The following is a 19,290-nucleotide window of genomic DNA, read 5'->3' on the forward strand; positions in this document are numbered from 1 at the left end:
GTGTCTAACTCGCGACGTCGTGTGCTACTCGAAGTTGGTCAGCCGAGCAACCGTTCGAGCAGCGACCGGCTGCGCTGTTTCTCCGCGAGCACGACGGAGCAGTCCACTTCGTCGATAACGTCGAGCACGAGCGACCCCGTGACGAGACGCCCGAGGAGGCCGCGCTCGGTCGCGCCGACGACGAGCATCGACGCGTCTTCGGCGGCGGCCGCGATGGCGGTCTCGACGTCACCGGACTCGATGCGCAACTCGGCGTCCGAGAGGCCCTGTTCGTCGGCCCACGCTTCGAGGAAGTCGCGGCCGGCCTCGGTGTCGTCGGCGACATGCAACAGCGTGACCTCGCTGCCGAACTGCTCGCGGAGGTAGCGCGCGATGGCGGCGCTGAGCTCGCTGTCCGGGCCGCCCGCGGTCGGGACGACGACGCGCGAGGGGTCGAACCCGCGGTCCTTGAACACGAGCACGTCACACGGCAGGTCGCCGGCGAGTTCGTCGACGGCGGACTCCGCGCGGCCCGGCGACCCGTGGCTGTCCGGCCCCCAGCCCATGACGAGCAGGTCGGCGTCATGGGTCTCGGCGGCGTCGAACAGTTCCTCGAAGGAGCGGTGCGAGAGGATAGTGTGAGTCTCGACGGGGACGCCGAAGTCCTCGGCGTCGGCGCGCGCGTTCTCGAGCAGTCGCTCGCTCTCGGCGGCGTCCGTGAATTCGTCGAGGTGTTCGTCGGCGTACGCGAGGCTGGTCTGGTCGGGCACCTGCACGACGTGCACGGCGACGACGCGGCCGGCGTTTGCCTTCGCCGCGGCCGCGCCCAGCGTGATGAGGTCGGTCTCGTGTTCGGGGTTCGCCAGCGGCACGAGCACGCGATAGTCCGATCCGTCCGGTGCAATCGACTCCGCGGCGGAGACGGCGGCGTCGGGCGCGGTGTCGGGGTTCGCCTGGAGGTACTGCGATAGGATGCCGGTCTTGGTCGCCCGCGAGCGCGCGTAGACGAGGTACCAGGCGACGGCGAAGACGACGAACGCCGCGGTCGCCGCGACGATGGTCGGGTTGATGAACGCGATGAGCGCGAACGACGTGATTGCGCCGAGAATCGGCGTCACCGGGTAGAACGGGACGCGGAAGTCGGGCTGGTACTCGGGCGGGTCGACGGTCCGCATCACGACGAGCGCGACGTTCAACAGCCCGTAGATGACGAGGTGGAGCGTGCTCCCCATCGTCGAGAGGGTTTCGAGGTTGCCGAACAGTACGAACACGAGGATGAAGACGCCGGTGAGCCCGATTGCGCGATACGGTGTCGCGAACCGGTCGTGAATCGTGTTCAGGCTGTCGGAGACGAGTTTGTCCCGGCCCATCGCGAAGTTGATGCGCGAGGACGCGAGGATGGAGGCGTTCGCGGAGGAGGCGGTCGCGAGCAGGCCACCGAACAGCAACGCGACGGCCCCCGCCGGCCCGAGCAGTCGGCGGGCGACGTCCACGACCGCGGTGTCGTTACCGGCGACGAGTTCGTTCGGCACCGCGGCGAGTACGACCAGCAGGACGAGTGCGTAAATGAGCGTGACGAGGACGACGCTGCCGATGATGGCCCGCGGGAGGTTCTTCCCGGGGTCTTTGACCTCCTCGGCGACGCTCGTAATCTGGACGAATCCGAGGTAGGAGACGAAGACGAGCCCGGTGACGGGCAGCACCGTCGAGAAGCCCTTCCCCTCGCGGACGAGCGGGAGCAGCGAGTTCAGGTCCGCATTCCACGCGCCGACGGCGGTGAACACCGCGAGGATGGCGACGAGCGTGACGACGATGACGTTCTGGAGGCCGCCGGTCTCCTTCGCGCCGACGTAGTTCACGCCGACGAAGAACGCCGCGCCGGCGAGTGCGACGACCTTCGCGGGCGGCAGCGAGAGCACCCAGAGGTCGACGGCAGGAACGGCGAGGAACGTGATGACGTACTGGCCGAGGCCGAACATGTAGAACGCCGAGGCGAACGCCAGCCCCATCCAGTTCGCCCACCCGGCGATGGAGCCGAACATCGGGCCCATCGAGTGGTTGATGTAGTAGTACGCGCCGCCGGCTTTCGGCATCGCGGTACCGAGTTCGGAGGCGGCCAGCGCGGTCAGTAGCGCGATGCCGCCACCGACGAGGAACGCGAGCGCGGACAGCGGGCCGGAGGTCTCGACGGCGGCGCCCGGCAGCACGAAGATGCCGGCGCCGATCATCGTCCCGACGCCGATGGTCAGCGCGGCCAGCGGCCCGAGGTCTTTCGCGAGTTCCTGGTCACTCATCGGCGTCCTCCGCCGGGAACACGACGACCGGGAGCTCTGCTCGCTTCACGAGGTCGCGGGCGTGGTCGCCGGCCAGCAGGTCGAGCCAGCGGTTGCTCTCGCGGGGCGTGAACGCGACCGCGCTCGCGCCGTGGTCGTTGGCGGCGGTGAAGATGCCGTTGACGACCTCCTCGGCGAAGCGGAGGTCCGTCTCGCAGGCGACGCCGGCGTCCGCGCAGGCGTCCTCAACGACCGCGAAGACGTCCTCGGCGAACAGCTCGCGCTGTTCGACGCTGGCCTTGTCCATCGTGCCGCCGCCCTTCTCGACGACGTGGACCGCGACGACGGAGCCGCCGGCTTCTCGGACGCGAGGCAGGACTGCGTCCATCGTCGTCTCCGCGTCGGCCTCGCTGGCGACCGGAACGACGACCAATTCGAGGAGGTTACCCACTGCAACCACCTGTTTCGAACGGCTCGCGGACACCCGCTCCTACGGGTGTTGGGCGTGAGAATCTCATATTCGCGGATGTGTACCGCGTACCCTTATACTTTCGACTCTCCGACGGCCTCACCGGGATTCTCAGAGTTCGACTGCCCACAGTTTGAAGTCCGCGGGGAGGTCGTAGACGTTCTGGAAGAGGGCGTCGACGAACTGGCCGACGCGGTCGTCGTCGGCGCGCGCCTCGATGCGGACGTTCGTCCCGGCGTCCTCCTCGGCTGACTCGGCGGGGATAGTCTCGCGTTCTTCGATGGTGAAGGCACCGAAGCGGGAGACGACCGTCGCCAGCCGGTCGAGCTCCTCGTCGGTGCAGTCGAGGTTGAGCGTGCCGTCGGCGAACTGCACCCACGGCGGCAGGAACTCGGGGTCGCCGCTGGGGTCCTCGTCGGCTTCCAGCGTGCAGAACGCGCTGTCGCGCTCGCGGTGGGCGGCGATGGCGTCCGCGACGAGCTCGATGCGGCCGGCGTCCGTGTCGGCGTCGAATCTGGTCATAGGTGAGGTTGGCGGCCCGCCCACAAAGCAGGTCGGATGTGCGAGTTAGTTCGGCCGGAAACAACACCTCCTTAATCGAGGCCCGGAAACGAGACGGTATGAGTAACCCGCGAATCCTGATTCTGGGCGCGCCGGGCGCTGGCAAGGGCACGCAGAGCCGCCGTCTCGCCGAGGAATTCGGCATCGAGCACATCACGACGGGGGACGCGCTCCGCGAGAACAAGGGAATGGACATCAGCCACCTCGACCTGGAGTACGACACGCCCGGCGAATACATGGACGCCGGCGAACTCGTCCCGGACGAGGTCGTCAACGAAATCGTCAAGACCGCCCTAGAGGAGGCCAACGGCTTCGTCCTCGACGGCTACCCGCGCAACGAGAGCCAGACGGAGTATCTCGACTCCATCACGGACCTCGACGTCGTGCTCTACCTCGATGTCGACGAGGACGAACTCGTGCGCCGGCTGACCGGCCGCCGCGTCTGCGAGGACTGCGGCGCCACCTACCACGTCGACTTCAACCCGCCCGAGGAAGCGGGCGTCTGCGACGAGTGCGGCGGCGACCTCTACCAGCGCGAGGACGACACCGAGGAGACCGCCCGCGAGCGCATCGAAGTGTACGAGGAGAACACCGCGCCCGTCGTCGAGTACTTCCGCGACCAGGGTGTGCTCGAAGAAATCGACGGCGAACAGACCCCCGACGAGGTCTGGGAAGACGTCAAGGCCACCGTCGAAGCGCGCGCGAACTGACGGACGGACCGCCGGAAAGCGTTTTCTCGCCGAACGACTCGTCGGTAGTTCCGTAAGAGGTTCAAGCGGCCACCGCAAAGAACAGCCAAGAAGATGTCTCGAACCGCGGAGAAAGTCCGCTCGCTGGTCCGCGAGGACCCCGAACTGGCCGACGTACTCGAAGACCTCCTCGACCACGAGGGTGAGATTCGCTGGCGGGACGTCAAGGGCGACGTCTCCAGCGGCCAGTGGGGACGCCTACTGGAGAAAGACGTTCTCGTGGAGTCGGGCGAGGGCTTCGAATTCGCGGACCCAGACGGCGTCCGCGAGGGACTCGAACCCGAGGAGGAACTCGACGAGAGCCCGGAATCCTCGTCGTGGTCGAAGTGGGACAAGCTCGCGGCAGTCGGATCGTTCGCCGCGATTCTCGGCTACAACTTCCAGCCGATTCAGAACACCATCGGCGGGGCCGTCGAGGTCGTGCTCGGGCCGCTGGACGCGATGCTCCCGTTCTACGTCGTCGTGATGGCCCTGGCCGTCCTCACGGGCCTGTACTCCACGCTCCTGCAGGCGAACCTCACGGACATGAGCAAGATGTCGAAGTACCAGGAGCGCGCCCAGAAGCTCCAGGACAAGATGTCCGACGCCAAAGAGCGCGGCGACGAAGCCGAAATAGAGCGCCTCCGCGAGGAGCAGATGGAGGCGTTCGGCGACCAGGCCGGCATGCTCAAAGAGCAGTTCCGCCCGATGGCGTGGATTATGCTCCTGACCATCCCGGCGTTCCTCTGGATGTACTGGAAGCTCGGCACCGGGCAAGTCACCGGCGAGGAAGTCCAGATGGTCCTCCCGCTGATGGGCGAGGTCAACTTCAACACGGGCCGCGCGTTCGTGTTCCCCGTCTGGATCATCTGGTACATGGTCTGCTCGTTCAGCTTCTCGAACGTCATCCGGAAGGCGCTGAACATCCAGACGACGCCGACCTAGCGCCGCCACTTTTTGCGCTGCGTGGGGCGCGCTTCGCACGCCTCACTCGGCAAAAGCCGCGAAAAAGACACTCCTCCTTCGGTCCGCTTCGCGCTCACGGCGACGCCGTTCGCGCATTTCGAGGCGCGTAGCGCCTCGCGTCGACAGAGTAGTCGCTGAAAGAACGAAACCCGAAGCCGCGACTAGAGCGGCGTGCCTTCCGTGCTCTGGGCGTTCTGCGCGGCCTGCTGGCGCATCTGGTCGACCTTCTCGACGTAGTCGTAGCCGGGGATGACGCCCTGGAACCACGTTCCTTCGACGTAATTCACGAGCGCGAGCGCGTCGTCGGCCGCTTTCCCCGTGCGCGGGGAGAACGTGATTTCGACGGTGATGTCGCCGTCCTCGCGGGAGACGGATTCGACCTCGACGTCGTTCGCGAGCGTGACGCTGTCGGCGTCGACGACGCGGCGCTCGAACGTGTCGTACCAGCCGTCCTCGACGACGTCCGCCACGTTGTCGTTCGTCGCGGCGTCCAGTGTCGGCACGACGACCGTGATTTCGACCGTGTCGTCGCCGACTGTGACCGTGGCGTCCCAGTCGTTCGTCGTCGGGACAAACTCGCCATCGTCACGGGTGAAGCGCCCGTGGTCGGCGAGTTCCTGCTCGATGTGAGTCATTACGAGCTAGGAGGTGACGCTCGCAGTTGGGTGTTGCGCTCCGGGACTTCGACGCCCGTAAGTGGGACTGTCGCGCACGTTTCGGCGATTCGCTCGTGGCATGGAACTGAACTACCGCCGCGCGCTGACCGTGGTCGCGCTCGTCGCGGTCGGCGGGTTCGCCGGCGCGAACCTCCGCTACGCGGTCTCGCTGCTCGCGCCCGGCCTGCCCGGTACGCTCGTCGTGAACGCCGCCGGCAGCCTCGCTCTCGGCGTACTCGTCTACGTAGCCGCCGACAGCGACGTACTCGGGGAGCGCGCGCAGCGACTCCTCGGCACTGGCTTCCTCTCCTCGCTGACGACGTACAGCACGTTCGCTGTTCAGACTGCGGGCGTCTCGCCGAAACTGATGGTCGCGAACGTCGCCGCGAACTACTTGCTCGGCTTCCTCGGCGTGGTCGCCGGGCGCGCACTCGTCGTTCGCTACGGAGGTGGCGCGTGATAGACCTCCTGCTACCGCCCCCGATGCTCGTCGGCGTCGGTGGCGCGCTCGGCGCTGTCCTCAGGTACGCGGTCGGCGAGGCCGTCCGGACTGAGGGCTACCCAACGGGCACCCTCGTCGTGAACGTTCTGGGGACGTTCGTGCTCGCCGCACTCACGTTCGCCGGCGCGAGCGACGACGCGATGCTGCTGCTCGGCACGGGAGCCTGCGGCGCGTTCACGACGTTCTCCTCGTTCAGCGTGGACGTCGTCGGCCTCGTGGAGAACGAGCGATTCGGCGCGGCCGCGTTCCACGCGCTCGGGAATCTGGTCGGCGCTGGTGTGGCGATTGGATTGGCGTGGCTGCTGGTGGGGTAGCTCGTAGCGACTGAGGTCAGAATTATTGCCAGCATTCGCGACGCGAGCGGTGTCAACTGCCACGGGCACGGTGGCCCGTGGCTTGTCAGTGGACTCACCGCGTCATACCCGAAGGGTTTTCGGGCGTTCACGGGTCGGCATCCCTGACTTCGGGGCCGGTTGACCGCGGCCCGTGACCGGCGACAACTGTTGGCCGCCGACCACTACCAGACTAGTGGGGTGCCATTCACTAAAGGACTGGTATGATGCAGTGAGTGTCGGCTTCCTCTCCGCCCACGGTACGCCGGGGAATCCGCCTTGGTTTTCTTTTGAAAAGCCCGAGCGTCGCGATTCACTCGCGGCGGAGCCGCGAGGCCGACGACCGAACGGAGCGAAGCGAAGTGAGGGAGGAGTGCTTTTGGTCGAGGTTTTGCCGAGGGCTGGCGGAGTCCTCGTGAACGAGGGCACGGGAGACCTCTGGTCTCCCGGAGCCAGCCCGCAGCGCAAAAGGTCGCATGCGAGGAGTGGGATTCGAACCCACGAACCCCTACGGGAGCGGGTCTTAAGCCCGCCGCCTTTGGCCGCTCGGCCATCCTCGCATTACGTCGTGGAGGCCGCGGGGAGAAGTCCGTTACGGTCCTACCAGTCGACGGAGAGCGTGCCGTCGCCGTGGGGGTCGGGCGCGATTTCCTCGTTCGTGCGGCGGTCGACGACGTGGATGACGCCGTCGCCTTTCTTCGCGGGGCAGGCGTCGGCGGCGGCGACGTTGTGGTCGAGGTCGTCCTCGTCGAAGAAGTACGAGACGGGCTTGGCCATGCCGGAGGCGAGGTCCATCTCCCAATTCGCCGAGACTTCCGCGCACTTGCCCGCGCCGAAGCACTTGTTCGCCTCGAAGACGAGTTTGTAGGGTTTCTCGTCGACTGGCGGGGCGTCGGTCTCGCCGATGTCGCTGGGGTCGACGGCGTCCGCGTCGTCAGTCATACGCAGAAATTAGTGCTGGAGGGCTTTGAAGTGTCGGTCGCCGGAGCCCGATTAGTCGTGAATCTCGACGGATTCGAGGACGACGTCGCGCTTGGGCTGGTCGTTGCGGTCGGTGTCGACGTTGCCGATTTCCTCGACGACGTCCATGCCGTCCGTGACCTTCCCGAAGACCGCGTGGCGGTCGTCGAGGTGGGGCTGGGCGTCCAGAGTGATGAAGAACTGGCTGCCGTTCGTGTCCGGGCCGGAGTTCGCCATCGAGAGCACGCCGGCGTCGTCGTGGCGGAGGTCGTCGTGGAACTCGTCCTCGAATTGGTAGCCGGGGCCGCCGCGACCGGTTTCGGTCGGGTCGCCGCCCTGAATCATGAAGTCCTCGATGACGCGGTGGAACGCGACGTCGCGGTACAGCGAGTCGCCCCGAACCTCGCCGCTCTCGGGGTCTTCCCACGTCTTCGTGTCGGGTGCGGGGTCGGCACCAGCGGCAGGGTCGTCCTTCGCGAGCTTGACGAAGTTCTCGACCGTCGTCGGTGCTTTCTCGTCGTACAGCTCGACCGTAATGTCGCCCTCGCTCGTGTGGAGGGTCGCCTTCTTGGTCATACCCTAGAGGAGGCGACGAACTCGGATAACGCTACCTACTCGGACCGACTAGAACGAGCAGAGGTCCGCGAGGAGGCTCTCCGCGCGCCCGCTGGCGATGACGTCCGTGGCGGCTTCGATGCCCTCGTCGATGGAGTCGACGTCCTCGCCGGCGTACATGCGGAGCGCGGCGTTGAGTTTGACGGCGTCCGCGAATTGGTCGCGGTGGTCGCCCGCGAGCACGTCCGCCGTAATCTCGGCGGAGTCGGCGGCAACGTCGTCAACGACGAGGTCCGCGCTCTCGATGTCCATGCCGTAGTCCTCCGTCTCGATGGTGAAGTCCTCCAGGTCCGAGCCCTCGGACCACTCGGCGACCGTCGTCGAGCCGGGGCGGATGTCGTCGTAGCCCTCCATCCCCTGGAACATGAGCACGCGGTCAAAGCCGACGTCCTCGCTCTCGCGGGCGGTCTCGACGACTTTCTTGGCGAACGCGAGGTGGTAGAACGAGCCGAGGTGGGTGTCGGCGTTCGCGGGGTTCGCGAGCGTCTCGACGGTGTTCACGAACGTCCGCACGCCCATGTTGTCGCGGCGGTCCCAGAGCGCGTCCACGACGGGGTTGAAGTTCGGCTGGTAGTAGAAGCCGAAGCCGTGCTCGTCGACCATCTCGGCGGACTCCTCGGGTTCGAGGTCAGTGCGCACGCCGAGTTCGTCGAGAACGTGCTTGTAGGCGTCCTGCTTCTGTGTCGGCACGCGGTCGCCGGAGTGGACGACGACCGGCGTCCCGGCGGCAGCCGCGACGACGCCGGCGGCGACGCCCAGAATCGCGGAGTCGCCTTTCCCGTCGTAGTTCGCGCCGCAGTCCACGGGGTCGGCGTCGGGTTCGGCGTCGACGACGCTCTCCCGGCGCATCGCGTCGACGTACGCGCCCAGTTCCTCGCCGTTGTTGCGCTTCCAGCGGTTCGCCAGCCAGAACGCGCCCAGCGTCGTCTGGTCGGGCGTCAGGTCGAGGATGCGCTCGAACGCCTCCATCGCCTGCTCACGGGACATGTCTTCGGCAGATTTCGGCCCGGATCCGACGACCTCCGTCATCAGGCGCTGTAGCGGCCACTCGCCGTGCGAATCACTCATGTCGACGCATTGGATTTCCACCGGCGTAAATCCACCCGGTTTCGGCGAGCGCACCCGAAATCGGCCCGTCGACGAACCGGTAAACAGTAGCCGACGCAGTCCCAACCGCGTGGTAATGGCCGCCGCCGACTGGCGCGAACGCATCGACGACGTGGACGCACGCCTCATCGACGAGTACCAGAGCGGGTTCCCGATTCGGGAGCGCCCGTTCGAAGTCGTCGCCGACGACCTCGGCGTCACCAAATCGGAGGCGCTCGAACGCGTCGAACGCCTCCACGAGGAGGGCGTCTTCCGGCGGTTCGGCGCCGTCCTCAACCCGCCCGTCATCGGGTCGTCGACGCTCGCCGCCGTGCGCGCGCCCGCCGACCGCGACGAAGAGGTCGCCGACGTCATCAACGGCTACCAGCAGGTCAACCACAACTACCGCCGGGACCACGAGTACAACCAGTGGTTCGTCGTCACCGCGGGCAGCCGCGAGAAGCGCGACGAGATTCTCGCGGAAATCGAGGAGCGGACGGGCTGCGAGGTGCTGAACCTCCCGATGCTCACGGACTACTACATCGATCTCGAGTTCCCGGTGGTGAACGGCGACAGATTTGCGCGGGAGAGTCTCGACAGCACCGAGGTCTCCGCGACCCGCATCAGCGAGAGCGCGGCGGGCGACCTCTCGACGCTGGACGCCGACCTCCTGCTTGCGATTCAGGACGGCTTCCCGCTGTCGGCGACGCCGTACCGGGACATCGCGGACGCCATCGGTGCGCCCGTCGAGGACGTTCTCGACGCCACCGAGCGCCTGCTCGCGGACGGCTGTATCAAGCGCGTGGGCTGCGTCGTCAACCACGTCGTCACAGGCTTCGACGCCAACTGCATGGTCGTCTGGGACGTCCCCGACGACGAACTCGACGAGCGCGGCGTCAGCGTCGGCGAACTCCCCTACGTGACGCTCTGTTATCACCGCCCGCGCCGCCCCGACCAGGACTGGCCGTACAACCTCTTCACGATGATTCACGGCCGTGAGAGCGACGCCGTCGACGAGAAAATCGACGAACTTGCCGACGACTACCTGCCGTTCGACCACGAGCGCCTCTACTCCGAAGAGACCCTGAAGCAGACGGGCGCGCGCTACGACGACCTGGTCGGCGAGTAACTCTCGTTCGGTCGGGCGTCGCTACTGTTTTCGAGGCGGTCGAGGGGAGAATTCAAGTGGCGTCCGACGCCGATGCGGTCGGCGACTTCGCTCGCTACTCGCGCGCGGTGGTGTACAGAATCGGCGCGATGACGAGCAACGCGACGCCGAGGAACCGGTACGTGAACGGGTCGCTGCCGAGCTGTGAGGCAGGCGTCACAAAGAAGACGACGCCGAACAGCGACGCGTTCAGAGCCACGACCTTCCGGGAGCCGAGTGGGATACTGCCGACGATGGACAACGCGAACAGAACGAGGAGCGCGTGCCCGACGTGGTAATTCACGAGGAAGTCGTCGACGAGGGGCAGCGGTGTGAACGCCATTGCTGGCTGGATTTCGCCGCGAAATCCCCTTTAAGGTTCCGTTCCGCCGTCCGGTCCGGTGAGGTCGAGGGGACGAATCCACCCGTACCACACGACCAGCACCATCGACGCGTAGCCGACGGCCCACACCGCCGCGCCAACCGTCGAGAAGCCGGCCTGGTGCAGGAAGTAGTTCGCGACCCCGGGGACCACGACCCCGGCGGCGATGACGAGTCCGAGCGCCACGCGTGAATCCATACCAGAGCGTTCGCGCTCCGCCCGCGTCAAAGCCCCGATTCCGCGCTCGCCCCGACGAACGCGCTCGCGGTGCCGTCGCTCTGTTCGTCGTTCGATGCAGGAAAGTGCTGACCGCGACGTGTGGCGACGCGCCAGCGGGGACACTGAATCCCGCGACGTCGAGGCCGAATCGAGTGGGGCGTGGGGGCAGTCGGCCTCGACGGTCAGCGGGGGAGGGGACCAACGGGCACCGGGTTGGGTCTCGATGCCCACGTCCCCGTACCCGCCCATCCCTACTCAAAGCGGCGCGCAGTCGCAGCGCGTGCAAAAACCCCGTCAGTCGACGAGTTGGCGCGCCATCCACTCCTCGCTGGCCTGCCCGAGCATCGCCTCCCAATTCGGGAACGACGTGCGCGCCGCGACGTACTCGTCGAACGCCGCTTCGTCGATAGCCGCGAAGTCCGACCGCGTCGCCACCTCCCAGTCGCTGTCGTCGAGGAACCCCCGGAACGTCGCCGCGTCCGTGTGTCGCTCCATGAACCCCGGCGTGAACAGTTCGCCGAGCGCCGCGTCGTCGCCGCTCAACGCCGCCGCCCGCTCGTGGAGGTCGTCCACGAGCTCGGTTACGTCGTCAGTCATGGGTGGGCAGTAGCGGCGAGAGAGGAAAACGGTTCGGGAGGGTTGCGCTCCGAGCGATTTCCGAATCACAGAAGCACCGCTACGCTGTCAGTAAGTGGGAGGAAACAGAGTGGGCCAGTCCGGATTTGAACCGGAAGCTTCCACCTTATCAGAGTGGCGCTCTACCTAATTGAGCTACTGGCCCAACGCATCCCGACGTTTGCCGCTGGTACAATTAAGGGTTTCCTTTCTACAGCGCGCCGTCGTGCGTTACCGGGCGTCGGTATCGTCGCCGTCCTCGAATTCCACGTCGTAGGAATCCTCGTCGAGGTCGATAGTGTCGTCGTCGCTACCGCCCGCTGCGCCCGGGCCGAACGGCCCGCTACCGCCGGGGCCACCGTCGCCGCCCGCGCCGGCGAACGGGCCGCCGCTGTCGTCGTCGGGGAAGCCGAACGTGTAGACGTTCCCGGTGGCGAACCCGCCCGTCTTCTGGTCGAGTTTGGGCTTGATGACCCACTCCTTGACGGCGTAGCGGAATGGGTAGCGCGTGAGCGGGAAGACCAGCAGGAAGCCCAGCGCGTCCGTCAGCAGACCGGGCGTGAGCAGGAACGCGCCGGCGGCGATGAGCAGCCCGCCGTCGACGAGTTCGTCGGTCGGCGTCTTCCCTTGCGCGAGCGAGCGCTGGATGCGTCGGAGGGTGTGGCGGCCTTCCGCGCGCACGAATAGCGTGCCGAGCAGGGCGGTGAGGACGACGAGCGCGACCGTCACCTGCCATCCGACCTGCCCCGCGACGAACACCAGGAAGAGGGCGTCCGCCAGCGGAATCACGAGGAGCGCGAGGAACAGCCACCGGAGTCGGGGCATACGCCGGGGTAGCCGTCCGCGATTCATAGCCTTTCTGTTGCACGGGGAGGCGTTCGCCCGTGTCGAAACGGTTTCCCGGGTTCGCCGCGCAGCGAACGTATGGACGAGTCCGCCGACGCGACGCGCGTGGAGTGGCGCGAGTGGGGCGAGGAGGCCTTCACGGAGGCTGCCGAGCGCGACGTGCCGCTCTTGGTGTCGCTGGTGACGTCGTGGAGCGACTGGTGCCGGCAGATGGACGAACGGACGTACGCCGAGCCGCGCATCGCCGCGAACGTCAACGACGACTTCGTGCCGGTGCGCGTGGACGCCGACCGCCACCCACGGGTCCGGGAGCGCTACAACATGGGCGGGTTCCCGTCGACGGTGTTCGTGACGCCCGAGGGCGACCACCTCGCTGGCGCGACGTTCCTCGAACCCGAGGGGTTCCGCCAGGTGCTCCAGCGCGTCCGCGAGACGTGGGACGAGAAGGGCGAAGACGCGGGGAGCGTGCCGCGCGCGCTCCGCGGCGGCGAGCCACCGGTCGGCCCCGTGAACGGCGACATCGAGCGCCTGCTCGCGGGCCAACTCGGCGAGCAGTTCGACCCCGAGCACGGCGGCTGGGGGACCGACGAGAAGTTCCCGCTACCAGCGACTGTCGAATTCGCGCTCAAGCGCGAGCGCGACCAAGCGTTGCGCACGCTCGACGCGGTTCGGCGCAATCTCGCGGACGACGTCGACGGCGGGTTCTTCCGGTTCGCGCACGGCCGGGACTGGTCGGACCCGCAGCGCGAGAAGGTGCTCGCGGAGAACGCCAGCCTCCTGCGCGCATTCGCGTCGGCGTATCTCCACACGGGCAGCGAGGACTACCGCGAGCCCGCCGAGCACACCATCGACTACGCGACGGGGACGCTGTGGACGGGTGAGGCGTTCGGCGGGAGTCAGGCCGCCGGCGAGTACTTCGAGCAGTCCGCGGACGAGCGCGCGAGCCACGCGGAACCGCCGGTCGACGAGACGGCGTACGCCGACGTGAACGCGCTCACCGCGGACGCCCTGCTCGCGTTCGCGGCGTACACCGACGACGACACCGCGACCCGGTACGCCGAGCGGACACTCGACTACCTCCGGGAGACGCTCGTCGACGGCGCGACCGTCCGGCACTTCGACGAGCCGGACGCACCCACGGGCTTGCTCGCGGACCGCGCGCGCGTCGTGCAGGCATTCGCGTCGGCCGCGCAAGTCCTCGGCGGCGACTACCTCGACACCGCAGTCATGGTCGCCGACGCCACCATCGACGACCTGCAGGACGCGACCGGCGCGTTCCTCGACGGCCCCCTGGAGGGCGCGGGCTTGCTCGACCAGCCGCTGCGACCCATCGACGACACCGCCGTGATGGCGGACGCGCTCGTCGACCTCCACTACCTCACGCGGGACGCACGCTACCACGAGGCCGCGTCGGACGCCGTCGGCGCGTTCGCCGGCGCCGCCGAGCGCATGGGCGCGCAGGTCGCGGCGTACGGCACCGCCGCGTCCCGGGTCGTCGCCGACCCGCTCGTCGTCGAAGTCGCGGACGAAGCCGGCAGCGACCTCCACCGCGCCGCGCTTCGCATGGCCGACCACGAGAAGGTCGTCGTCCCGGACGCCGACGGTGCATCGGGGACCGCGTGGCTCGTCGAGGCCGACGGCACGAGCGAGGCCGTCGACTCCCCCAAAGCGCTCGCGGACCTCGTGGCGAACGCTCAATAGCACTCGGGAGGCCACCGGCGTCCAACGAACCCCTCTCAATCGGGTTTCAAGGCGGCTCGCAGCGTATCCTCGGGTGATGGCGCACGAGCAACCTGATTCTCCGGTCGACCTCGACGAACTGCTCGACGAACTCCCGTACATCGAGGCCCGGCCGCCGGACCCACCCGAGTGAATTCCGCGGGCCGTAAACTGGGGCAGCGTTTTTCACGTCGGCTGTCGAATCGACAACGACATGGCTGACTTGCGGGACCTCGGCCTCTCCGAGTACGAAGCCAGTGCGTACCGTGCGCTCCTCCGAACCGGGCCGGCAACTGCCAAGGAGTTGTCCGAGGAGAGCGGCGTGCCGATGGGTCGCGTCTACGACGTGCTCGGGAGCATCGAGTCCCAACACCTCGTGCGCAGTCAGGCCGCCAGCCGCCCGAAGAAGTACGTCGCCGTCGAACCCGAGACCGCCCTCGACCGCCTGCTGGAGGACCGCAAGCGCGAACTCCGCGAGAAAGGCGACCAGTACGAGGCCGTCGTCGACGAACTCGAAGCCGACCTCCAGACGCCCTCCGAACCCGAGGAGGGGTTCTGGACGGCCGCGCTCGGCCCCGCGGACTCCCTGGACCTCCTGCTCGAACGCATCGACACCGCCGACGACTCCATCCGGCTGCTGGCGGGCTTCGAGTCCACGAGCTTCGACGTCGCGGACACCACCAGCCGCATCGTCGACCACCTCGAAGACGCACTCGAGCGTGGCGTCGACGTCTCCGTCCTCATCTCCCAGGACCTCTCCTCGAACATCCCCGACGAGGTCAACGAGCGCTACGTCGCCGTGCTCGCCGAACACCCCGGCTACGAAGTCCGCATCGGACCCGTCGTCGAGGGGAACGTCACCATCGTCGACGACGCCGAAGTCTGCCTAGAAGTAACGAATCCCGTCGAACCCGACGAGTCGTTCGCGATGATAGACCTTCACGACACGACGTTCGCCGCGGACGTCTACGAAGTGTTCGCGGAGACGTGGACCGACGCCGCAACCTTGGACTAACTACTCGTCGTCGACTTCCTGCTTCAGCGCGCCGAACTCCGCAATACGCTCGGCGTGAGCGTTGTGCTGATGGATGGACTCGTCGTTGGACTGCTTCATCGTGATAATCGCATCGTCGTCGAGGTGATCGAACTCCGCGACGACGCCCTCCGCCATCGAGCGCACGCAGTCCTCCACGAATTTCGCGTTCGCATGGGCGGCGTAGGTCATGTGGTCCTCGTCTGGGCGCTTCGCGAGATTATAGATGCGCGCGCTCATCGAATCCCGCGCAACCTCCACGATGTCCATCAGGTCGACGTCCGGGTCCCCGGAGGTCTCGATGGTGAGCGTCGCGTGCCCGCGCTGGCTGTGCCCGGCCTGGGGAACCTCCTGGAGGAACTCTTGGACGTTCTCCTCGCCGACGTCGAGCTCCTGAAGTTTCTCACGGGCGTGCTGGCTCATCATCTGCTGGCTGCACGGACACACCGTCATCCCGACGACGCGCGCGCCGATTTCCTCGCGGGTCGGCTCGCCCTCTTCGGCAGTCGCGGAGGCGACGATGTCGACGGTGCCTTGAGTCGGGCGGCCGCTGGCGGGCGTCTCGTCCTGAATCATCAACTCGGCCTCCATCTTCACGGTCGCCGTCGTCGTGTACTCGTGTTTGTCGAGCAGGCGCTCGGCGGTCTCCCCGCACATCTCCTCAACGCGGTAGACGGGCTCGGAGACGGCGTCTTCGAGGGTCTCGTCGATGACCTCCATGTTCCGGCTCATGTCGATGCCCTTCCGGCCCTGCGGGAGGTCGACGTACACCTCGAACTCCGCGGTCAACACGATGGGGCGCTTGTCCTCGCGGGCGATTTTCACGAGCTTCTCGACGCCCGTCACCCCGACCTGACTCAACCCCACGGCAACCTCCGGCTCTGTCGCCTGTACGTCCGGCAGCTGCTGGCTCATTGTCCCGCGGTACGGCTGGTGGCTCACTAACCCTTTCCGTTCCGGCGACCGGCTCCCGTTCACCGAACGACTACTTGAGTTTGTTCAGCGCCTGGAAGAAATCCGAGTCCGGCCCGGCGACGCGCGCCGGTTCGTCGGCTGCCTCGACGGTGATTACCTCGGGCGTCTTCACGCGCTGTCGGTTCGACCCGTCGCTGGAGACGACAGCGTACTCCGGGCCGTCCACGCGCACCGTCACCTCGCCGCCGACCGGCGTCAACAGCGGCGGCATCGCTTCGTCCGCGCACATGCCGTTGACGACGAACGCGCCGACGCCCGGCTGCACGAGCGGGCCGCCCTCGCTGAGGTTGTACGCGGTACTTCCGGTGGGTGTCGCGATTAGGACGCCGTCGGCGTGCGTCGCCTCGAACAGCGACCCGTCCACGCGCACTTCGAGGTCGATACCGTGGCCGTGGCCGCGCTGATCGCCCTGAATCACGACCTCGTTGAGCGCCGGCGTCAGCGACCACTCGCGCTCCCCCGACGCCGCCGCCCGCGGCACCTCGCGGTGGCGCACCTCGTCGGTCTCCCGGTAGCGTTCGACCTCCCGGCGCACCGCCGAGACGGCATCCTCCGGCGCGACCGCGTTCAGGAAGCCGACCTCCCCGAGGTTCACACCGAGCACGGGCGTCGACCCCGCGCCCCGAGCCGCGAACAGGAACGTGCCGTCCCCGCCGATGCTCACCACGAGGTCGCAGGCGTCGAACTCCGCGACCTCGTGGCCGTCGCCGTCGAGAGCGTCCGCCGTCGCCGTGTCCAGCCACACCTCCACGTCCTCGCCAGCGAGCATCTCGCGGACGTCCGCGGCGAGATACGCGGCCCGCGAGTTCCCCCGCTGTGCGACGATTCCAACGCGCATACGCTCACTCGGGGAGCCGTGCTTGAAAAACCCGCGGGCGGCGGAAACTACTTTTCGCTGTGTCCCGACCACCCGGACATGGAGCCGACGGCGCAGTGCGCCGCGGTACGGAGGCGTCATCGTGGCTGACGAGGAGGACGAAGACTGGTTCGAGAAAGCCTTCGAAGAGGAGACCGAGCCGGAATCCGAAGAGGCACCCGACGAAGAGCCGTCGGAGTCCGAATCCGAGGAGCCGACAGCCGAGCCGCCGTCGGAGTTCGGCGAGGAATTTCCGGGGGAGTCCGGCGAGGAACCGTCCGAGCCCTCCGAATCGCCGACGCCAGCCGGGCCCGAGGACGAAGCGGAGCCGGGCCCCGAGAGCGAGGTCGACGAGTTCGCCGAAGCGTTCGGCGGCGGTGGTGGTGGTGGCGAACCCGCGGGCGGCGAAGAAGACCTATTCGAGGACGACTTCGCGGCCGCGTTCGGCGGTGGCGGCGGCGGTGGCCCTAGTGCCCCGTCCGGCAGCGAGGACGACTTCGGGTTCGACCTCGACGCCGACGTCGGTGCGGGCGGCCCCGGCGGCTTCGAGGAGGACGAGGAGTACGAGTCCGACATCCCGCGCATCGACTTCGGCATCGAAGGCCTCGACGAGATGGTGCAGGGCGGCGTCCCCGAGCGCTCGCTCATCGTCGCCATCGGCGGAGCCGGGACCGGGAAGACCACGTTCGGCCTCCAGTTCCTCCACGAAGCCATCCAGAACGGCGAACGCGCCGTCTACATCACGCTCGAGGAGTCCCAGCAGCGCGTCGTCCAGAGCGCCACCGAGAAAGGCTGGGAGTTCGACCGCCACACCGAGGAAGGCAACCTCGTGGTCGTCGACATCGACCCAATCGAGATGGCCAACTCCCTCACCAGCATCCGCAACGAACTCCCGCGGCTCGTCGAGGAGTTCGGCGCCAGCCGCCTCGTCCTCGACTCCGTCTCCCTCCTGGAGATGATGTACGACGACCAGTCGGTGCGCCGCACCGAAATTTACGACTTCACGAAAGCGCTCAAGGACGCCGGCGTCACCACGATGCTCACCAGCGAAGCTTCCGAAGACAACCCCTTCGCCTCCCGCCACGGCATCATCGAGTACCTCACCGACGCCGTCGTCGTCCTCCGCTACATCCGCCCCGAGGACTTCCGGGAGACCCGCCTCGCCGTCGAAATCCAGAAGATCCGGGACGCGAACCACTCCCGCGAGACGAAGCCCTACGAGATCACCCACCAGGGTATCAGCGTCTATCGGCAAGCGAATATTTTCTAGAACGCAGTTTTTGCCAGCGAGAGGCCGGAGGCCGCGAGCGCAGCAAAAACTTGCGGAAAAAGCACTCCTCGCTCCCTATGGTCGCTCGTCGGCCTCGCGGCTTTGCCGCGAGTGAACCGCTCGCCTCGGGCTCTTCGAGCCACTCGGCTCGTGGATGCTGGTCGCTACCGGCTGCGTAGGTTCAAGTAGGAGAGTGGGACCAACCCAGGCCGTGACCTGAATCCGGCGCAGGTCGGTCGGGCGGGAGTGCGGCACACCGGCCTGCAGACGTTCGCGCCGCCTGTCAGCCCTACCTGACGATCGTCACTGGGACCGGCGAGCGCCGGACAACGCTCTCGGCGACGCTGCCGAGGAGGATGCGGGAGACGCCGGAGCGCCCGTGACTCCCCATCACGACGTGGTCGAAGTCGTTCTCCTCGGCATAGTCGACGATGGCGCGGCTCGGTCGCCCGACTTCGGTCGTCGTGTCGATGTCCTTGTCGTACTCGTCGGCGGTCTGTTTGGCGTCGTCGAACAGCTCCTCGGCGGCGTCTTTGGCCTGTTCGAACCACTCCTCCGAGTAGCCCGGTACGGTCGCCTGTGCCGTGTACCCGGCCTCAATGGGGTCGATGACGTTGATGGCCGTGATTTCGGCGTCCTTGAAGTGTTCGAGGGCGTACTCCAGGGCTTCCTTCGACTGCTCGGAGCCGTCGACGGGAACGAGAATCTTCGTCATGGTGTCGGCTCGAACTTCACCAGCCCGGGTGAAAATTCTATGGGCCGCGGACCGCCCGACGGGGCGTCCGTTGTCAGTCCCGGCCGTGCCGCGTGAGGCACGTCGGTAGCCCCTGAATTTCGACGGGCTCGGAGTTGTCCGGCGAGTAGACGACCATCTGACCCTTCTCCATGTAGGGGACCTTCGACTGCAGCGACGACGGAATGTTCACGGCGTTGATGGCGTCCTCGTCCCCGAGGTTCAACACGACCGTCGTGTTCACTTGCTTGAACACGGGGTCCGCGATGTCCTGGGGGTCCTGCGTGATGAGGAACAGCCCGAGGCGCTCCTTGCGGCCCTGTTTGGCTGCTTCCGTGAATTTCCCGACAACCTTGTTCGCCTGCACG

General features: G+C 67.1%; 22 protein-coding genes, 2 tRNA genes and 1 pseudogene. 8 read left to right on the forward strand and 17 right to left on the reverse strand.

Features of this window, described 5'->3' with window-relative positions:
- Positions 1-38: 38 nt before the first annotated feature.
- From LPA44_RS10720 to LPA44_RS10730, 3 genes are all read right to left on the reverse strand, one after another.
- Complete coding sequence (locus tag LPA44_RS10720) at positions 39-2,273, reverse strand: amino acid permease (protein ID WP_230889576.1); 2,235 nt, start codon at positions 2,271-2,273, stop codon at positions 39-41.
- Entirely contained in the window at positions 2,266-2,703 is a 438-nt protein-coding gene (locus LPA44_RS10725; protein ID WP_230889577.1) for a universal stress protein, read from the reverse strand. The genes LPA44_RS10720 and LPA44_RS10725 overlap by 8 nt, the downstream gene beginning before the upstream one ends.
- Positions 2,704-2,832: 129 nt before the next feature.
- Positions 2,833-3,243 (reverse strand): hypothetical protein, encoded by a 411-nt coding sequence (locus tag LPA44_RS10730; protein WP_230889578.1) that lies wholly within the window; start codon positions 3,241-3,243, stop codon positions 2,833-2,835.
- 98 nt (positions 3,244-3,341) lie between these two features.
- Between LPA44_RS10730 and LPA44_RS10735 the strand changes: the two genes are divergently transcribed.
- Both LPA44_RS10735 and LPA44_RS10740 read left to right on the forward strand, forming a co-directional pair.
- Positions 3,342-3,992: an adenylate kinase gene (locus LPA44_RS10735; protein WP_230889579.1), complete on the forward strand. Its 651-nt coding sequence runs from the start codon at positions 3,342-3,344 to the stop codon at positions 3,990-3,992.
- A 93-nt stretch (positions 3,993-4,085) separates the two neighbouring features.
- Entirely contained in the window at positions 4,086-4,955 is an 870-nt protein-coding gene (locus tag LPA44_RS10740; RefSeq protein WP_230889580.1) for a DUF106 domain-containing protein, read from the forward strand.
- 182 nt (positions 4,956-5,137) lie between these two features.
- Here LPA44_RS10740 and LPA44_RS10745 read toward each other — a convergent pair whose 3' ends face one another.
- Complete coding sequence (locus LPA44_RS10745; RefSeq protein WP_230889581.1) at positions 5,138-5,611, reverse strand: DUF5813 family protein; 474 nt, start codon at positions 5,609-5,611, stop codon at positions 5,138-5,140.
- Positions 5,612-5,711: 100 nt separating this feature from the next.
- Between LPA44_RS10745 and LPA44_RS10750 the strand changes: the two genes are divergently transcribed.
- Both LPA44_RS10750 and crcB read left to right on the forward strand, forming a co-directional pair.
- Positions 5,712-6,092: a CrcB family protein gene (locus LPA44_RS10750; RefSeq protein WP_230889582.1), complete on the forward strand. Its 381-nt coding sequence runs from the start codon at positions 5,712-5,714 to the stop codon at positions 6,090-6,092.
- A 23-nt stretch (positions 6,093-6,115) separates the two neighbouring features.
- Positions 6,116-6,448 (forward strand): fluoride efflux transporter CrcB, encoded by a 333-nt coding sequence (gene crcB / locus LPA44_RS10755; RefSeq protein ID WP_269069954.1) that lies wholly within the window; start codon positions 6,116-6,118, stop codon positions 6,446-6,448.
- A 495-nt stretch (positions 6,449-6,943) separates the two neighbouring features.
- On the opposite strand, the gene LPA44_RS10760 is transcribed toward crcB, so the two are convergent.
- The 4 genes from LPA44_RS10760 to LPA44_RS10775 all read right to left on the reverse strand — a co-directional run bounded on the left by LPA44_RS10760 (position 6,944) and on the right by LPA44_RS10775 (position 9,109).
- Positions 6,944-7,026 (reverse strand) — tRNA-Leu (locus LPA44_RS10760).
- 40 nt (positions 7,027-7,066) lie between these two features.
- Positions 7,067-7,408 carry a ferredoxin gene (locus LPA44_RS10765; protein ID WP_230889584.1) on the reverse strand — a complete coding sequence of 114 codons (342 nt, stop codon included), beginning with the start codon at positions 7,406-7,408 and terminating at the stop codon, positions 7,067-7,069.
- A gap of 51 nt (positions 7,409-7,459) precedes the next feature.
- Positions 7,460-8,002, reverse strand: coding sequence for a peptidylprolyl isomerase (locus LPA44_RS10770; RefSeq protein WP_230889585.1), 543 nt, complete (start codon positions 8,000-8,002; stop codon positions 7,460-7,462).
- 48 nt (positions 8,003-8,050) lie between these two features.
- Entirely contained in the window at positions 8,051-9,109 is a 1,059-nt protein-coding gene (locus LPA44_RS10775; protein ID WP_230889586.1) for an anthranilate phosphoribosyltransferase, read from the reverse strand.
- Positions 9,110-9,224: 115 nt separating this feature from the next.
- On the opposite strand from LPA44_RS10775, the gene ahbB reads away from it, so the two are divergent.
- Positions 9,225-10,256, forward strand: coding sequence for a siroheme decarboxylase subunit beta (gene ahbB, locus LPA44_RS10780; protein WP_269069939.1), 1,032 nt, complete (start codon positions 9,225-9,227; stop codon positions 10,254-10,256).
- Between the two features lie 94 nt (positions 10,257-10,350).
- Here ahbB and LPA44_RS10785 read toward each other — a convergent pair whose 3' ends face one another.
- From LPA44_RS10785 to LPA44_RS10805, 5 genes are all read right to left on the reverse strand, one after another.
- Positions 10,351-10,617, reverse strand: coding sequence for a hypothetical protein (locus LPA44_RS10785; protein ID WP_230889588.1), 267 nt, complete (start codon positions 10,615-10,617; stop codon positions 10,351-10,353).
- Positions 10,618-10,647: 30 nt separating this feature from the next.
- Positions 10,648-10,854: a hypothetical protein gene (locus LPA44_RS10790; RefSeq protein ID WP_230889589.1), complete on the reverse strand. Its 207-nt coding sequence runs from the start codon at positions 10,852-10,854 to the stop codon at positions 10,648-10,650.
- Between the two features lie 315 nt (positions 10,855-11,169).
- On the reverse strand, positions 11,170-11,472 hold the full coding sequence (locus LPA44_RS10795; RefSeq protein ID WP_230889590.1) for a hypothetical protein: 303 nt from the start codon (positions 11,470-11,472) through the stop codon (positions 11,170-11,172).
- A 110-nt stretch (positions 11,473-11,582) separates the two neighbouring features.
- Positions 11,583-11,656: transfer RNA gene (locus tag LPA44_RS10800), tRNA-Ile, on the reverse strand.
- A 65-nt stretch (positions 11,657-11,721) separates the two neighbouring features.
- Positions 11,722-12,315: an FxsA family protein gene (locus tag LPA44_RS10805; protein WP_230889591.1), complete on the reverse strand. Its 594-nt coding sequence runs from the start codon at positions 12,313-12,315 to the stop codon at positions 11,722-11,724.
- 99 nt (positions 12,316-12,414) lie between these two features.
- Between LPA44_RS10805 and LPA44_RS10810 the strand changes: the two genes are divergently transcribed.
- Both LPA44_RS10810 and LPA44_RS10815 read left to right on the forward strand, forming a co-directional pair.
- Positions 12,415-14,037 carry a DUF255 domain-containing protein gene (locus LPA44_RS10810; protein ID WP_230889592.1) on the forward strand — a complete coding sequence of 541 codons (1,623 nt, stop codon included), beginning with the start codon at positions 12,415-12,417 and terminating at the stop codon, positions 14,035-14,037.
- Positions 14,038-14,269: 232 nt separating this feature from the next.
- The gene (locus LPA44_RS10815) at positions 14,270-15,070 is read left to right on the forward strand and encodes a TrmB family transcriptional regulator (protein ID WP_230889593.1); all 801 of its coding nucleotides are present in this window, start codon (positions 14,270-14,272) and stop codon (positions 15,068-15,070) included.
- Here LPA44_RS10815 and mptA read toward each other — a convergent pair whose 3' ends face one another.
- Together mptA and LPA44_RS10825 are read right to left on the reverse strand one after the other, a co-directional pair.
- Positions 15,071-16,003 carry a GTP cyclohydrolase MptA gene (gene mptA, locus LPA44_RS10820; protein ID WP_230889594.1) on the reverse strand — a complete coding sequence of 311 codons (933 nt, stop codon included), beginning with the start codon at positions 16,001-16,003 and terminating at the stop codon, positions 15,071-15,073.
- A 70-nt stretch (positions 16,004-16,073) separates the two neighbouring features.
- The gene (locus tag LPA44_RS10825; RefSeq protein ID WP_230889595.1) at positions 16,074-16,901 is read right to left on the reverse strand and encodes an NAD(+)/NADH kinase; all 828 of its coding nucleotides are present in this window, start codon (positions 16,899-16,901) and stop codon (positions 16,074-16,076) included.
- Positions 16,902-17,019: 118 nt separating this feature from the next.
- Between LPA44_RS10825 and LPA44_RS10830 the strand changes: the two genes are divergently transcribed.
- Positions 17,020-18,189 carry a KaiC domain-containing protein gene (locus LPA44_RS10830; RefSeq protein ID WP_442903379.1) on the forward strand — a complete coding sequence of 390 codons (1,170 nt, stop codon included), beginning with the start codon at positions 17,020-17,022 and terminating at the stop codon, positions 18,187-18,189.
- A gap of 289 nt (positions 18,190-18,478) precedes the next feature.
- Here the strand turns inward: LPA44_RS10830 and LPA44_RS10835 are convergent, their stop codons facing one another.
- Together LPA44_RS10835 and LPA44_RS10840 are read right to left on the reverse strand one after the other, a co-directional pair.
- Positions 18,479-18,904 carry a universal stress protein gene (locus tag LPA44_RS10835; protein ID WP_230889597.1) on the reverse strand — a complete coding sequence of 142 codons (426 nt, stop codon included), beginning with the start codon at positions 18,902-18,904 and terminating at the stop codon, positions 18,479-18,481.
- A gap of 73 nt (positions 18,905-18,977) precedes the next feature.
- Positions 18,978-19,290, reverse strand: a pseudogene (locus tag LPA44_RS10840) (AAA family ATPase); the annotation flags it as partial.

It is taken from the genome of Halobacterium sp. KA-4 (genome assembly GCF_021028995.1).
Taxonomy (GTDB): domain Archaea; phylum Halobacteriota; class Halobacteria; order Halobacteriales; family Halobacteriaceae; genus Halobacterium.

What these genes read in the sequence shown, in the direction of transcription:
- LPA44_RS10720 (WP_230889576.1), bottom strand. Translation starts at nt 2,273, where the DNA reads ATGAGTGACCAGGAACTCGCGAAAGACCTCGGGCCGCTGGCCGCGCTG.
- LPA44_RS10730 (WP_230889578.1), bottom strand. Translation starts at nt 3,243, where the DNA reads ATGACCAGATTCGACGCCGACACGGACGCCGGCCGCATCGAGCTCGTC.
- LPA44_RS10735 (WP_230889579.1), top strand. Translation starts at nt 3,342, where the DNA reads ATGAGTAACCCGCGAATCCTGATTCTGGGCGCGCCGGGCGCTGGCAAG.
- LPA44_RS10740 (WP_230889580.1), top strand. Translation starts at nt 4,086, where the DNA reads ATGTCTCGAACCGCGGAGAAAGTCCGCTCGCTGGTCCGCGAGGACCCC.
- LPA44_RS10745 (WP_230889581.1), bottom strand. Translation starts at nt 5,611, where the DNA reads ATGACTCACATCGAGCAGGAACTCGCCGACCACGGGCGCTTCACCCGT.
- LPA44_RS10750 (WP_230889582.1), top strand. Translation starts at nt 5,712, where the DNA reads ATGGAACTGAACTACCGCCGCGCGCTGACCGTGGTCGCGCTCGTCGCG.
- crcB (WP_269069954.1), top strand. Translation starts at nt 6,116, where the DNA reads ATGCTCGTCGGCGTCGGTGGCGCGCTCGGCGCTGTCCTCAGGTACGCG.
- LPA44_RS10765 (WP_230889584.1), bottom strand. Translation starts at nt 7,408, where the DNA reads ATGACTGACGACGCGGACGCCGTCGACCCCAGCGACATCGGCGAGACC.
- LPA44_RS10770 (WP_230889585.1), bottom strand. Translation starts at nt 8,002, where the DNA reads ATGACCAAGAAGGCGACCCTCCACACGAGCGAGGGCGACATTACGGTC.
- LPA44_RS10775 (WP_230889586.1), bottom strand. Translation starts at nt 9,109, where the DNA reads ATGAGTGATTCGCACGGCGAGTGGCCGCTACAGCGCCTGATGACGGAG.
- ahbB (WP_269069939.1), top strand. Translation starts at nt 9,225, where the DNA reads ATGGCCGCCGCCGACTGGCGCGAACGCATCGACGACGTGGACGCACGC.
- LPA44_RS10785 (WP_230889588.1), bottom strand. Translation starts at nt 10,617, where the DNA reads ATGGCGTTCACACCGCTGCCCCTCGTCGACGACTTCCTCGTGAATTAC.
- LPA44_RS10790 (WP_230889589.1), bottom strand. Translation starts at nt 10,854, where the DNA reads ATGGATTCACGCGTGGCGCTCGGACTCGTCATCGCCGCCGGGGTCGTG.
- LPA44_RS10795 (WP_230889590.1), bottom strand. Translation starts at nt 11,472, where the DNA reads ATGACTGACGACGTAACCGAGCTCGTGGACGACCTCCACGAGCGGGCG.
- LPA44_RS10805 (WP_230889591.1), bottom strand. Translation starts at nt 12,315, where the DNA reads ATGCCCCGACTCCGGTGGCTGTTCCTCGCGCTCCTCGTGATTCCGCTG.
- LPA44_RS10810 (WP_230889592.1), top strand. Translation starts at nt 12,415, where the DNA reads ATGGACGAGTCCGCCGACGCGACGCGCGTGGAGTGGCGCGAGTGGGGC.
- LPA44_RS10815 (WP_230889593.1), top strand. Translation starts at nt 14,270, where the DNA reads ATGGCTGACTTGCGGGACCTCGGCCTCTCCGAGTACGAAGCCAGTGCG.
- mptA (WP_230889594.1), bottom strand. Translation starts at nt 16,003, where the DNA reads ATGAGCCAGCAGCTGCCGGACGTACAGGCGACAGAGCCGGAGGTTGCC.
- LPA44_RS10825 (WP_230889595.1), bottom strand. Translation starts at nt 16,901, where the DNA reads ATGCGCGTTGGAATCGTCGCACAGCGGGGGAACTCGCGGGCCGCGTAT.
- LPA44_RS10835 (WP_230889597.1), bottom strand. Translation starts at nt 18,904, where the DNA reads ATGACGAAGATTCTCGTTCCCGTCGACGGCTCCGAGCAGTCGAAGGAA.